The organism is Streptomyces sp. BE20, assembly GCF_036322525.1.
In the GTDB taxonomy this organism is placed as follows: domain Bacteria; phylum Actinomycetota; class Actinomycetes; order Streptomycetales; family Streptomycetaceae; genus Kitasatospora.
This window is the reverse complement of record NZ_JAQYWW010001068.1, coordinates 24395-37963: the sequence shown is the minus strand read 5'-3', so window position 1 is coordinate 37963 and position 13569 is coordinate 24395. Positions and strand designations below refer to the sequence as shown.

Here is a 13569-nt window from a genome sequence, read left to right as displayed (position 1 = left end):
CTCCACGGGCAACTTGCCGCATACGACCGGGCCGTACGCCTCGCTGGCGAGACGTACCCCGGGATGTCCGCAGACGAGCGATGGGCCCGGAGTACAGCCGCGCCTCAGCTCGCTACGCATGCTCCGAGCAACCGCACCAATCCGATGTGCAGAGGATGTGGCGGCGCTGCGTGGCCATGTGCCACCGCTCGCGGCGCCGTGATTATGGCCAACCCTCACTACAACTGAGCTCTTCCACCGCCGCGTTGGCCGCTGGACCGTCTGGGCTTCGGCTCAGGCCAGGCTCCGCATTGGTTGAGGTGTCCGTCCACTCGATCGTCGTGCCCATTTCCAGCTCGCGGCCGAGGATCTGGGCAGTACAGTCCGGCCAGGTGGCCAGCGAAGCCCTGATCGGTCCAGAACTTCTGGATCCGCAGGTGGTCGAGTCGGGCCCAACGTAGCGGGCGCCGGGCGCCGTCTCGGTTCTCGTCGCTCGCGGTGGCCACGTGGACCGCGACCAGCAGGCCGAGAGGGTCGGTGACGATGAGCCGCTTGCAACCCTTGACCTTCTTGCCCGCGCGAAGCCCCTGGTGGCCGCGGGGACGGTGTCGGCGGCACGGACCAACCTCGAGCCGATCAGCCTGCGCTCGGTTAGTCATGCCTGTCGGCGTCCAGGGCGGGAAGTCCTTCGGCAGCTGCCGCCAGGCACGCCCAGTCTGCACCACATTGGAAATCGCGTCCACGATCCGCCGCCGGGGGATACTTCTCCCGTCGCCCGCCTTTCGGCCCCACCCGCGCCGGCGGTAGCAGCGACTCCACCCGCGCTCACTGTTCGTCCGTCAGGTCCGACGGGTACCCGCCCCCAGAACCGCTCACGCAGAGCTCAACGAGCCTCCCAGCTCACGGGTACGGCAGATCTCAAGCGCGGTCTGAGCGAAGGGCAGTCGGGGACCCGACCGGCGCCTCTGGTCCCCGACTGGTCCCCAACGAGATCAATTAGGGGCGGCTACGTGGCCGCCTCACACCTGTCGGCACACCAGCAAAAAGGCCGCTGGCCTGGGTTTTAACCCGGCCAACGGCCTTCCGACATCACTGTCGGGACGACAGGATTTGAACCTGCGACCCCTTGACCCCCAGTCAAGTGCGCTACCAAGCTGCGCCACGTCCCGTGGTCTCGTGGCCCTGGGCGGAGCCTGAGGGACTCTGCTTCGGGTTTCTCGACCTTGTCGGCCGGTGTCCCGGCGACGTGGAAAACAATACAGCACGTCGGGGGGTGCTCGCTGCCAGGTATGGGGGTGGGGTCAGGGGGTGGGGTGGCGGGCGTCGTAGCGGAGGAAGGCGGGGCGGCGGGCGGCGAGGAGGAGGATGGCGGCCACGCAGGCGAGGCCGCCGGTGACGACGGAGACGGCGGGGCTGGTGAGGGACGCGACGGCGCCGGATTCGAAGTCGCCGAGGCGTGGGCCGCCGGCGACGATCACGACGAAGATCCCCTGGAGGCGGCCGCGCATCTCGTCGGGGGCGGCGACCTGCATCATCGTGTTGCGGAAGATCATGCTGACGGTGTCGGCGCAGCCGGCGACGGCGAGCAGGAGGAGGCCGAGCCAGAGGTTGCGGACGAGGCCGAAGGCCGCGATGGCGAGGCCCCAGGCGACGACGGAGACGAGGACGGCGGCGCCCTGGCGGCGGACTCGGCCGACCCAGCCGGAGAAGAGGGCGCCGGCGAGGGCGCCCACGGCGGGGGCCGCGACCAGCAGGCCGACGGTCCGGGCGTCGCCGCCGTAGAAGGTGACCGCGATGGCGGGGAAGAGGGCGCGTGGCATGCCGAAGATCATCGCGGCGAGGTCGGCGAGGAAGCTGGTGCGCAGGTTGGGCTGGTCGCGCAGGAAGCGGAGGCCGTCGAGGACGGAGGCCCGGCCCTTGCGCTCGCCGAGCGGGAGCATCGCCGGCAGGCGCCACATGGCGTAGATGGTGGCAGCGAACGCGACGGTGTCGACGAGGTAGGCGGACTGGACGCCGTAGGCGCCGATGAGGACGCCGCCGAGCATGGGGCCGACGGTGAGGCCGAGGTTCATGCTGACGGTGTTCAGCGCGTTGGCCGCGGGGAGCTGTTCGGCGGGGACGAGGCGCGGGATCATCGCGGACCGGGCGGGTGAGCCGAGCGCGAAGAAGCCGGCCTGGACGGCGACTGCGACGTAGAGGACGGCCACGAGGCCGAGGCCGGCGAGCGCCTGGGCGGCCAGGACGGCGGAGACGACGGCGAGGCCAGCCGAACCGATCAGGCCGAGGCGGCGGCGGTCGACGCTGTCGGCGATCGCACCGCCGTAGAGGCCGAAGGCGATGAGCGGGAAGAGGGAGAAGAGGCCGACCAGGCCCGTCGCGAAGGTCGAACCGGTCAGATCGTAGACCTGGACCGAGACGGCGACGGCCGTCATCTGCTGCCCGACCGAGGAGACGACCTGGCCGAACCAGACCCGCCGGTAGTCGGCGTTGTCGCGCAGGGGGCTCAGGTCGGCGAAGGCCCCGCGTGCGGCCCGCCGGTACCACGGAGGGGCCGTGGCCGGTACGGCAGAAGCCGTGACCGGCACGGCGTCGGCGGGCGCCGAGGGGGACGGTGCCGCCGGGGTGGGGGCCGGGACCGCGTCGGCGGGGGTCTGATTGGCGGGATGATTGGTCGACACGGAAACCCATGTTCCGCCCCGCTCCTCCGGGACCACCGACCGGGGTCAGTCGACTCCGACGTTGCCGAGGATCCGGTCCGGCAGAACGGCCAGTTGAGCGACGCCGGCGTCGCCGAGGCCCTTCGACATCTCCTGCTGACCGGTCACCGCGACCGCCGAGATCCGGACGTACAGCTCCCCCTCGGGGGCCGGTTCGACGGTGGCCGCGCGCCGGTCCTCGTCGATGCGACGGCGCACCACGAGCCCGCGCCGCTCCATCTGCTCAAGCTGCCGGGACAGGGCCGGCCCCTCGATGCCCAGGTACCGCGCGAGGGAGCGCTGGATCATCGGACCCTCCAGCTTGCGGGCCGCGAGCACCGTCCAGGTGACGAAGGTCGCGCCCGACTCGGCGAGACGCGCCTCGAAGAAGGCCCGGCAGGACTTGGCGGTCAGGTGCAGCTTCGGGGCCACGCCGGTGCGCAGCCACACGGCCCACGCCACACGCCCCGCGTCCCGTTCGGCCCGCCGACCGGCAGGCGGCCCGGACGGGATGCGGGGGATGCCGCGGACCGGCCGCGGACCTACTGCAGACCCACTGCAGTCGTTCCGCGGACGGACCAGCGGACGGACCGGCGGACGGACCAGCGGACGGACTAGCGGGTGAGGACCTGCTTCTCGCCCGCCTCCACCGCGAAGTCCAGGCGGTTGCCGGGCGGCGGGAAGGGGCAGATGAAGTGGTCCGCGAAGGCGCACGGCGGCAGGTAGGCGCGGTTCAGGTCCAACACCGTGTGCCCGTCCGCGTCGGGCTCGGGGAGGGTGATGAACCGGAACCGGTAGGTGTCCCGGCCGCTCGTCGCGTCGGCGATGACGCCGCTCAGGCCGTTGCCCGAACGGCTCACCGTCAGCGTCCGGTGCTCGCCGGCGACGGTGAACTCGATGCGGCCGCTCACGGCCAGGCGGCGCTCCTTGCCGTCGGCGTTCGGGACCACCAGCGCCTGGGCGGCCTCGCCCTCGAACGGGGTGAAGACCGCCGGGACGGCCCACTCCGGCGCGTAGGTGTAGGCGGAGATGCCCGCGAACGATGCCCGCCCGGGTGCGGCCGGGTCGAAGACCCGGAGCGCCAGCTCCCCCTCGCGCTCGATCGGCACCAGGAGCAGCTCACCCAGGGTGGCGGAGTCCGCCGACGGGTCGGTGTCCGGGCGGAGCAGCGCCTCACCGTCGACGGGGGCCTCCGCGCCCGCGACGGTGAGGCCGTCGGCGGCCGTCGCCCGGAACCGGATGCCCTCGGTGTCCGTCCACCAGAGGCCCGGCAGGCCGGGGATCTCGGCGGGATCCGGTTCGAGCCAGTGCGTGCCGGTGAGCGACAGCTGCCCGTGCAGTGCGCTCACGGACGCCGTCCGCTGATCGCTCCAGTGCTTCCAGTCCTCTGCGGCGGTCGCCGTCATCGGCACGCCCTCCCATTCCGGTCCAGGGCCCGCCGGGCGGGCCGTCCGTTCTCCGTTACCCCCGTAAACATCCGACACCCGGGTGGATCATTCCCGTTGCCGGACGGCTTGGTACGCCTGTAGTACGCCCGTCGCACGCCCGTCACATGAGCCCTTGAACACACAGTCCGACAGCACGTGGCCATGCGCACGTAACCCGCGAGACGTGGAGCGCGGGAGGTGGAGCGCTGAACGTGGGGCACACCACGTGGCACCCGAGGTGGGTCGGCCTTTCCTCATCAGCCCTTGATACGCCGGAACAGCCCCTCCTGAACCACCGACACCACCAACTGCCCGTTGCGGTCGTAGATCTCCCCGCGCGCGAGGCCCCGGGCGCCGTGGGCTATCGGGGACTCCTGCTGGTAGAGCAGCCAGTCGTCCGCCCGGAACGGCCGGTGGAACCACATCGCGTGGTCGAGCGAGGCCATGTCGAAGTGCCGGGTGCCCCAGAGCGGCTCGACGGGCGCGCGGACCGCGTCCAGCAGCGTCATGTCACTGGCGTAGGTGAGCGCGCAGACATGGATCAGCGGATCGTCGGGCAGCGCGCCGTTGGTGCGCAGCCAGACGCCGCTGCGGGCCTCGACACCGGCCAGCTCCTCCTTGGTCCACCGCAGCCGGTCGACGTACCGGATGTCGAAGGGCTGGCGGCGACTGATGAACGGGGGCAGCTCACCCAGGCGGGAGCCGACCTCGTCCAGCGCGCTCGGCAGCTCCTCGGGCGCCGGGACGACGGGCATCGGGAACTGGTGCTCGATGCTCTCCGGTTCCGGGACGTGGAAGTCGGCGGTCAGCGCGAAGATCGACCGGCCGCCCTGGATCGCGAGCACCCGACGCGTGGTGAACGAGCGGCCGTCCCGGAGCCGGTCGACCTGGTAGACGATGGGCACGCCGGGCACCCCGGGTCGCAGGAAGTACGAGTGCAGCGAGTGGACCGGCCGGTCGCCGTCCACGGTGCGCCCCGCCGCCACCAGCGCCTGCCCGGCGACCTGGCCGCCGAACGTCCGCTGGAGCGCCTCCTCGGGGCTGCGCCCGCGGAAGATGTTCAGCTCGATCTGCTCCAGATCCAGCAGTGCGACGAGCTCGTCGACGGGGGTACCCATGGGACACGTCCTCTCCGGGCTGCCGACCCGGCCGGAGGTCTTCCGTCCGGCTGTCGTCACCCGTTCTCTCGAATTCTCCAGCTCATTCGAATTCTTCAGCGAGCCGGGACATTCCCCCAGGCGGGGGCCCGCCTCGCCGATTCACTCGAACGAGGTCGAACAGTATCGGTCGGCTGACAGGTGGCGGCCCCGGGCGGACACCGGGTACGGACAAGGCCGGGCCCGGGCTCGCCCAGACCCGGAGGTCAGGACAGGGCCCGGCCCAGGCCCAGGACCGTCCGCTACAGCCCCGACTGCCGCACGGTGATGTTGAGCCGCCCGGTCAGGCCCAGCTCCGGGTCGGCCGTCCCCGGCAGCGTCCGCACCACGCCGTGGTACGCGAACCGGGCCGGGCCGCCGAAGACCAGCAGGTCGCCGCCGTGCAGCTCCAGGTCGGTCCACGGCCGGGTGCGGGTTTCGGTGTTCCCCAGCCGGAAGACGCAGGTGTCGCCCAGCGAGAGCGAGACGACCGGCGCGTCCGTCCGCTCGTCACGGTCCTGGTGGAGGCCCATCTTCGCGCCGTGCGGGTAGTGGTTGACGATCGCGATGTCCGGTTCGTAGCCGACCGCTCCGGGGATGTCGGCGGCGGCCTCGCCGTACGCGTCGGCGACCGCCCGCCGGGCCAACCGGGCGAGGCCGGACGGGAAGGGCTTGACGGGCGCGCCGTCCTCGGCGGTCCGCGAGTAGCCGTACGGGTACCAGTGCAGGCCGAGCCCGACCATCCGGACGGACATCATCCCGCCGGTGGGCATCCGGACGGAGTGCAGGCCCGCCGGCGGACGGGACCACTCGCGGCAGGCCGCCACCAGCCCCAGTTGGGTCTCCGCGTCGAGCCAGCCGGGGACGAGCACCGCGCCCGGTGCCGGCTCGGACCGTCCGCGCGCGGAGGCGGGGTCGAAGAGGCCGCCGAAGAACTCGCCCTGGGTCACTCCCCCATCCTCGCCCACACCTCCGACACCTCCGACACCTCCGACAGCGGGCACGCACGTGTCACCGGCCGCTCACCCCGACCGGGGCCGTACCCCCGCCGGGGGTCGTTCCCCCACGCGGGGCCGCTCCCCCACCGGGTCGACGATCATCCCGATCTCGCGGGCGCAGCCCGGCCAAGCCTCCCAGCCCTGCCCGCGCAGGATCTCCTCCCCGACCGTGGTCTGCGCGCGTCTGGTCGCTCGGTCGGGGCGGTCGGCGAACCGCAGTCCGCCCGCCTCCTCCCAGGTCGACGGTCTGATCTGGAGCCCGCCGAAGTACCCGTTTCCGGTGTCGGCCTGCCAGTCGCCCCCGCTCTCGCAGGCGGCGAGCTCGTCCCAGATCATGTCCGCCACCGTGACCGCGGCCCGGGCCCGGTCGGTCGGCAGCAGCGCCGTGCCCGCCGTCAGGCAGAGGGCGCAGGCGACCAGGGCGGCGGCGCGGACGACGGGAAGCGCGGCGGACGCGGTCGGTCCGCGTGCTCCGGCGGTCACCCGATCATTCCCTCGGACGTCACGGGTCCGAGCTGTCCTGATGGCACACCAGTCGACCCTAGGCCGCCTCCGGCGGTGCATGGCGGATCGGTACGACCGTCCGGGCGTCCGGGCGGTCCGACGTTCCGTGTACTCGCACCGACCTTCCGGGCCGCATCCGCGGCGCATCCGGCTCACGTCCGGGCCGCCTCCGGGCGTCCGCCTCACGGGCCCGACACGGCAACGGCACCGCCCCCGGCCCGCAACGCCGACGGCCGTTCCCCAGCCCGGTGGGCGGGGGAACGGCCGGTGGTCCGGCGCCGCAGGCCGGGGGGCGGGCCTACGGCACGGACAGCGGATCGTCGGATCAGACGGTCAGGGTCTGGCCCGGGAAGATCAGGTTCGGGTTGGCGCCGATGACCTTGGCGTTGTTGTCGTACAGCGCGTGCCAGTCGATGCCCTTGGCCGCGGCGATGGTGCTCAGGGTGTCGCCGGCCTGGACGGTGTAGTTGCCACCGTTGACCTGCTTGGCGTCGTTCGAGGTCCAGGACTTGCCGGACTTCGCGGCGTTGTCGGCCTTGTCGGCCTTCGGCGCGGCAGCGGCCTTGGGGGTCTCGGTAGCCTTCGGGGCCTCGACGGCCTTCGGGGCGACAGCAGCCTTCGGCGCGGCGGGCTTCGGGGCCTCGGTGACCTTCGGCGCGGCGGGCTTCGGGGCCTCGGTGGCCTTCGGCGCGGCGGGCTTCGCGGCGGGGGCGGTGGTCGCACCGGCGGAGGTGTCGACGGCGGCCGGGGCGCCGCCCTTGGTCAGGCCGGCCTTGACGGAGCAGACGGGCCAGGCGCCCGGGCCCTGCGAGGCGAGGACCTTCTCGGCGACGGCGATCTGCTGCGCCTTGGTGGCCAGGTTGGCCTGCGAGGCGTAGGCGGTGCCACCGAAGGCGGCCCAGGTGCTGGAGGTGAACTGCAGTCCGCCGTAGAAACCGTTGCCGGTGTTGATGGCCCAGTTGCCACCGCTCTCGCACTGGGCGACAGCGTCCCAGGTGGAGACGGAGGCGGCGGAGGCCGAGGTGGCCGTGACGAGGCCGGCCACCGGCAGGGCCGCGACAGCGGCGCCCGCCACGACAGCCATCCGGACGCGGTTGCGCTTGGTGGCGGTGGAGGTGGTGGCAGCGGCGGTCTCGTTACGGAAGGTCATGAGGTTCCTCTCGACAGCCCCGGGCGGGCATGCGGAACCAAGCCCTCGAAGGGGATGGGATTCGCTCGCCGCGTCCGTGGGGCGGCCGGGTACGTGTCGGACGTACCGCGCCGCCCCGGCCACCGCCCACGCACCGGCGACCTGTTCGAGCGGTCGATCGGCGGGCACGGCCTGCGCCGGGTGAACCGGCGGGCTGTGCGTCGGGGGTGAACCCGGGTGGTGCTCGTTGCACCGCCAATGAAGCTACGAGTCGGCCGCCAGGGATCCAAACACTCGGAGGTCTGCCCAGCTCAGCCGGGCATTACCGGCGGTAACTACCGGGCAATCGTGTCCAATTTGTCCGATTTAACCGTCATTTCCTAGATCAAACATCACCGTCCCGTGTCCCACCTCACAGTTTCATTCCGGCAGGCCCGCCATCGAGATCGACAGATTGCGAGCACGAGACCACGCTCCGCGGTCGAATCAGGGGCAATTACCGTCACCCGCACCCCCCACCCGTGACCCCTGACACAGGGGCCCGTTGGTAAGGGCGGCCGGGGCCGCCCCCTGCCCCGGCTCGAACAGACCCGACCGCCCGACCCCTACGGATTCACCCCGCCCGCCCTGCCGGCACCACCCCGGCGCCCCCGTCGGCACCACCGCCGACGGCCACTGCCAGCACCTACCGCCAACGCCCCTGACACCTCACAAGGAGAACAAGTGCCGCGCATGCTCGACGTCAGCGACGAGGTCCGGTCCGAGATCGGCGACGACGAGGCCGACCGCCTGCTCGGCGGCGCCCACGCTCCCGACAGCTACGAGTGCACCTCCTGCCGCACGCCCGGCGACACCCTCCAGGAGCCCACCAGCACCGTGCTGTTCGTGGGTGAGGAGACCGCGGTGCTCGCGTTCGCCCACGCCCGCTGCATCCCCTCCCAGGTGGTCCCGGTCTCCGAGGAGCAGCTGGTCGGCGCCGTCCGCAGCATCAGCCAGGCCCGGGGCGACGCCCCCGCCGGGACGCCCGGCCACCCCCAGCCGGCCCCGGCGCCCGCTCCCGAGTCCGGTCGGCCCGAGCCGTCCGGCCCGTCGAGCGCCCCCGGCCAGGCCGCCATCCTGGGCATCACCTGCGGGCTGGTGCTGCACGGCAGCACCGGCCACGCCTCGCTGGTCGTCGAGCCGACCGGACCGGTCGGCCGCCCGGGCAACACCAGCGGCGAGGACGAGTTCCTGGACCTCCTCCAGGACGCCGGCTTCCAGCAGGTCACCGACCTCGACAAGACGCCGGACCAGCTGCCCGGCTGGTCGGTGCTGGTCGCGATGGGCAAGCTGCACGCGATCCTCCAACCCGCCGCCGCCGGCGGGAGCACCGGCTGGTGGCAGGCCCACCAGCCGCTCCAGGTGACCGATGCCTGGCGGTTCGCCGCCAACCAACTCGGCGAGGTGACCATGTACGCCGTCCCGGCCGGAACGGTCGGACGGCAGCCGCGCGAGGACCTGCTGCGCCTGGCGCTGGAGCGCGCGGTCGCCCTGGGCCAGGTCGTCGCCGCCTCCCTCCCCCTCGCCGGGACCTGAGCCCGCACCTGGCTCGCCTGGCCCGGACCTGGCCGATACCTGAGCCGAACCCGGGCCGGACCCGGGCCGGGAGCGGATCCGGGAACGGGCCCGAGGCGTGCACCGCGCCGGACCACGGCCCGTTCCCCAGCCCGTGGGACGCCCGCTGCACCGCCCGGGCCCCGGCCCGCCTGCTCGGGCCCGTACGGGCCGACACCGGCCGACACAGGCCGACACCGGCCGGCACGCGCGCGTCGCGCCACGCCCGTACCTCGCCACGCCCGCCGGGCGCGTACGCCGCACCGCTGCGCCATCCCGATCAGGTGCGCACCCGGCACATGCTCGGTGCGCACTCGGCGCGCAACCGGCGCGGGCGCCCTGCCTCCGCGCCCGGCGCGGGCCACGCCTAACGTGCCCTCCCGCACGGCACAGGCCACCTTCCGGCCGGGCCGGGGGACCCCGCATCCACCGGCGAACTCGCTCGTTGGGCCCTGCGTGTACAGCTACGACGTCCCCGCATCCCACCGTCGATCCGCCACCGCCTCCCGCGCAATCCCGGGCATGCGCCCGTCGTACGACGCCGAGCACCCGCACTCGGCGACGCCGATCTACGACGAGCTGTACTCCGAGTACCGGCGCCTCTTCCGCGCCCTGCCGGGCGACCGCTCCGGCGAGGAGAACCTGAAGTTCGCAGGCTTCGCCGTCCGTGACGGCTACCCCGTCCTCGCGGACCGCTCCTACCCGCCGCAGCACCAGGCGTTCCAGACGTACGCGGGCCAGTCGATCGGCATCCCCCAGTTCATGCCGAGCCAGCAGACCGGCCCGGGACTCGCCGGCCACCACGGCCACCACGCCCCGCACGACCCGACCGGACATCACGGCCTCACGCCCCACTCCGGCGCGGGCGGCTCCGCGGACCACGGCAACCAGAACAACCCGAGCAGTCACACCGGCCACCACAGCCACACCGGCGTTACGGGAACCGGCCACACCACCGACCCCACCAGCGACGGAACCAGCCACGCACCGGGCGCGGGCCACACCCAGGGCCACCCCCAGAACCACAACCACAACCACACCCAGAGCCACGGGTTCGGCCAAGGCGCCGCACCGCTACCGGTGCCCGCCCAACCTGCCTCTGCCGCAGCCCAGTTCGGGAGCGGTCAGGGCTGGGTCGCGGCCGGCTACCTCGGGCCCGTCCCGCACCCGATGCCGGTGCCGGCTCCCGTGCCGGTCATGGGCACGGGATTCGGCCACGCGCCGGGCCAGGGCGCAGGCGGCCGCCACCGGAGCATGCTCTCCCTGCCTCCGGGCCGCAGCGGCGACCAGCACTGACCCCGGTCACGCCGATCGCCCGACGCCCCGGGACGCCTCACGCAGCACTCACAGCGCGAGCACCACGAGCACCACACCCGCAACGAGCACCAGCACCACCACCACGCGCCGCCGAACGAACGGAGGCCCCGCCACCCGGTTCTCGGAACCGGGTGGCGGGGCCTCCGCACACCTGCCTGACGACTACTACTACTTCCTCTTGCGCTTCTCCCGTACACGCACGGAGATCGAGATCGGCGTGCCGACGAAGCCGAACTCCTCACGCAACCGGCGCTCGACGAACCGGCGGTACCCGGCCTCCAGGAAGCCCGAGGCGAACAGCACGAAACGCGGCGGGCGGGTGCCCGCCTGGGTGCCGAACAGGATGCGGGGCTGCTTGCCACCGCGGATCGGGTGCGGGTGCGCCGCGACCAGCTCGCCGAGGAAGGCGTTCAGCCGGGCGGTCGGGATGCGGGTCTCCCAGCCCTCCAGCGCGGTCTCGATCGCCGGAACGAGCTTCTCCATGTGGCGGCCGGTCTTCGCCGAGACGTTGACCCGGGGCGCCCACTGCACCTGGACGAGGTCGCGCTCGATCTCGCGCTCCAGGTAGAAGCGGCGCTCCTCGTCGAGCTGGTCCCACTTGTTGTACGCGATGACGACGGCACGCCCGGCCTCGACGGCCATCGTGATGATGCGGGTGTCCTGCTCGGCGAGGGTCTCGCTGGCGTCGACCAGGACGACCGCGACCTCGGCCTTCTCCAGCGCGGCGGAGGTGCGCAGCGAGGCGTAGAAGTCGGCGCCGGCGGTCAGGTGGACGCGGCGACGGATACCGGCGGTGTCGACGAACTTCCAGGTCTTGCCGCCGAGTTCGATCAGCTCGTCGACCGGGTCGCGGGTCGTTCCGGCCACCTCGTTGACGACCACCCGCTCCTCGCCGGCGACCTTGTTGAGCAGGCTGGACTTGCCGACGTTCGGCCGGCCGATCAGCGCGACGCGGCGCGGGCCGCCGAGGGCGGCGTCGCCGAAGGTCTGCGGCGGGGCCTCGGGCAGCGCGGCCATCACGGCGTCGAGCAGGTCGCCGGAACCGCGGCCGTGCAGGGCCGAGACGGGGTGCGGCTCGCCGAGGCCGAGCGACCAGAGGTAGGCGGCCTCGGCCTCGGTGGACGGGCCGTCGACCTTGTTGGCGCACAGGACGGTCGGCTTACCGGCCCGGCGGATGAGCTTGATCAGGGCTTCGTCGGTGTCGGTGGCGCCGACGGTGGCGTCCACGACGAACAGCACCGCGTCGGCGGTCTCGATGCCCAGCTCGGCCTGGGCCGCCACCATGGCGTCGATGCCGAGGACGTCGATCTCCCAGCCGCCGGTGTCGACGACCTTGAAGCGGCGGCCGTTCCAGCTGGCCTCGTAGCTGACGCGGTCGCGGGTGACGCCGGGCTTGTCCTCGACGACGGCCTCACGGCGGCCGATGATGCGGTTGACCAGGGTCGACTTGCCGACGTTCGGGCGGCCGACGACGGCCAGCACCGGCAGCGGCAGGTGGCTGCCGTCGCCGAGGCCGTCGACGTCCTCGGGGTCGAACCCCTCTTCGGCGGCGAGCGCCATGAACTCGGCGTACTCGGCGGCGTCCAGCTCGCCGTGTCCGGCGGTGGAGTGCTCTGCGGTCATGTTCGTGTTGTCCGTTTCCCGGCCCGGCCCTTCCCAGGGGCGTGCCGTGCGTACCTGCCCCACCGGGGCAGCGCGATTGTTGTCCGGGTGCCGTGTCGGCACCCGTTCGTCCAGGTGCCGGTGCGGCACCCGTTCATCGGTGGTGGTCACCCGGCGACGACGTCACCGGGTGGATCGGACGGTCGGCCCGGAGGCCGACGGCCCCGGTCAGACCGCGGAGAACCCGGCCCGCTCCTCCACCAGGGCGGCGATCGTGTCGATCACCTGCTCCAGCGTGAGCTCGCTGGTGTCCACCAGGACCGCGTCCGCGGCCTGGGTGAGCGGGGCGGTCGTCCGCGAGGAGTCGGCCGCATCCCGGCGGGCCAGGTCGGCGGCCATCGCGGTGATGGTCGCCTCGTCCACGCCCTTGGCACGCAGCTCGGCCGCCCTGCGCTCGGCGCGGGCCGTCTCCGACGCGGTCAGGAAGATCTTGACGGTCGCGTCGGGGAAGACCACGCTCCCCATGTCCCGGCCCTCCGCGACGATGCCGCGCTCGGCGACCTCGGCGCAGCCGCGCTGCAGCTCGACCAGGCGGGTCCGCAGGGCCGGAACCGCGGCGACGGCGCTGACGTGCGCGGTCACCTCGGGGCCCCGGATCGGACCGGCGACGTCCTGACCGTCGACGGTGATGGTCGGGCCGTGCGCGTCCGTGCCGGACACGATCACCGGCTTGCCGCAGGCGACGGCCACTGCCTCGGGGTCGTCGACGTCGACGTCGTTGGCCAGCATCCACCAGGTCATCGCCCGGTACATCGCACCGGTGTCCAGGAAGCTCAGCCCCAGCCGGGCGGCGACTGCCCGGGAGACGGTCGACTTGCCGGAGCCGGAGGGTCCGTCGATGGCGACGACGACCGGGGCGTGCGCTCGGTCGGCAGTATCCACGGCACGAACCTCTCTCTGAATCTCTGCGCATGGCGACCCGAACCAGGGGGAAGCCGGGGGAGTGTCTCCCCCAAGGTTAATGGACCGCCGCCCGACCCCGACCCAGTCGGTGCCCGGGCCGGTCCACAGCCGGGCCGGAGCCGCCCCGGTACCGCCGGCCGACGCCCCTGGTCGACCTTCGGCCCGCTCCGAACCGTCCCCCACCCGTCCCCGACCCGTCCGACCCACGTCCGGCCGCCCTCCGGC

At 72.9% G+C, this 13569-nt stretch carries 12 protein-coding genes, 1 tRNA gene and 1 pseudogene; 2 read left to right on the top strand and 12 right to left on the bottom strand.

Translation table 11 applies throughout. The annotated features are described in order from the left end of the window. Positions 1-218: 218 nt before the first annotated feature. From PUR61_RS45565 to PUR61_RS30945, 10 genes and pseudogenes are all read right to left on the bottom strand, one after another. Positions 219-638, bottom strand: coding sequence for a transposase (locus PUR61_RS45565; RefSeq protein WP_443035268.1), 420 nt, complete (start codon positions 636-638; stop codon positions 219-221). 21 nt (positions 639-659) lie between these two features. Then, positions 660-758: pseudogene (locus PUR61_RS45560) on the bottom strand (transposase); the annotation flags it as partial. A gap of 316 nt (positions 759-1074) precedes the next feature. After that, positions 1075-1148: transfer RNA gene (locus PUR61_RS30980), tRNA-Pro, on the bottom strand. 132 nt (positions 1149-1280) lie between these two features. Beyond that, entirely contained in the window at positions 1281-2657 is a 1377-nt protein-coding gene (locus PUR61_RS30975) for an MFS transporter (RefSeq protein ID WP_443035266.1), read from the bottom strand. A gap of 45 nt (positions 2658-2702) precedes the next feature. Beyond that, positions 2703-3137: a MarR family winged helix-turn-helix transcriptional regulator gene (locus PUR61_RS30970; RefSeq protein WP_329882817.1), complete on the bottom strand. Its 435-nt coding sequence runs from the start codon at positions 3135-3137 to the stop codon at positions 2703-2705. 152 nt (positions 3138-3289) lie between these two features. Continuing rightward, positions 3290-4081 (bottom strand): DUF1684 domain-containing protein, encoded by a 792-nt coding sequence (locus PUR61_RS30965; protein ID WP_329882816.1) that lies wholly within the window; start codon positions 4079-4081, stop codon positions 3290-3292. 278 nt (positions 4082-4359) lie between these two features. Continuing rightward, the gene (locus tag PUR61_RS30960; RefSeq protein WP_329882815.1) at positions 4360-5220 is read right to left on the bottom strand and encodes an acyl-CoA thioesterase; all 861 of its coding nucleotides are present in this window, start codon (positions 5218-5220) and stop codon (positions 4360-4362) included. A gap of 281 nt (positions 5221-5501) precedes the next feature. Then, positions 5502-6188 carry an alpha-ketoglutarate-dependent dioxygenase AlkB family protein gene (locus tag PUR61_RS30955; RefSeq protein WP_329882814.1) on the bottom strand — a complete coding sequence of 229 codons (687 nt, stop codon included), beginning with the start codon at positions 6186-6188 and terminating at the stop codon, positions 5502-5504. A 72-nt stretch (positions 6189-6260) separates the two neighbouring features. After that, positions 6261-6719, bottom strand: a complete 459-nt coding sequence (locus PUR61_RS30950) for a transglycosylase family protein (protein WP_329882813.1) — start codon at positions 6717-6719, stop codon at positions 6261-6263. 346 nt (positions 6720-7065) lie between these two features. After that, on the bottom strand, positions 7066-7890 hold the full coding sequence (locus PUR61_RS30945; protein ID WP_329882812.1) for a transglycosylase family protein: 825 nt from the start codon (positions 7888-7890) through the stop codon (positions 7066-7068). A 702-nt stretch (positions 7891-8592) separates the two neighbouring features. Here PUR61_RS30945 and PUR61_RS30940 point away from each other — a divergent pair. Both PUR61_RS30940 and PUR61_RS30935 read left to right on the top strand, forming a co-directional pair. Next, positions 8593-9444 carry a hypothetical protein gene (locus PUR61_RS30940; RefSeq protein ID WP_329882811.1) on the top strand — a complete coding sequence of 284 codons (852 nt, stop codon included), beginning with the start codon at positions 8593-8595 and terminating at the stop codon, positions 9442-9444. 540 nt (positions 9445-9984) lie between these two features. After that, positions 9985-10758 (top strand): hypothetical protein, encoded by a 774-nt coding sequence (locus PUR61_RS30935; protein WP_329882837.1) that lies wholly within the window; start codon positions 9985-9987, stop codon positions 10756-10758. Positions 10759-10947: 189 nt separating this feature from the next. Here the strand turns inward: PUR61_RS30935 and der are convergent, their stop codons facing one another. Continuing rightward, positions 10948-12402, bottom strand: coding sequence for a ribosome biogenesis GTPase Der (der, locus tag PUR61_RS30930; RefSeq protein WP_329882810.1), 1455 nt, complete (start codon positions 12400-12402; stop codon positions 10948-10950). Positions 12403-12609: 207 nt separating this feature from the next. Further along, positions 12610-13323, bottom strand: coding sequence for a (d)CMP kinase (cmk, locus tag PUR61_RS30925; protein ID WP_329882809.1), 714 nt, complete (start codon positions 13321-13323; stop codon positions 12610-12612). Between the last annotated feature and the right edge of the window lie 246 nt (positions 13324-13569).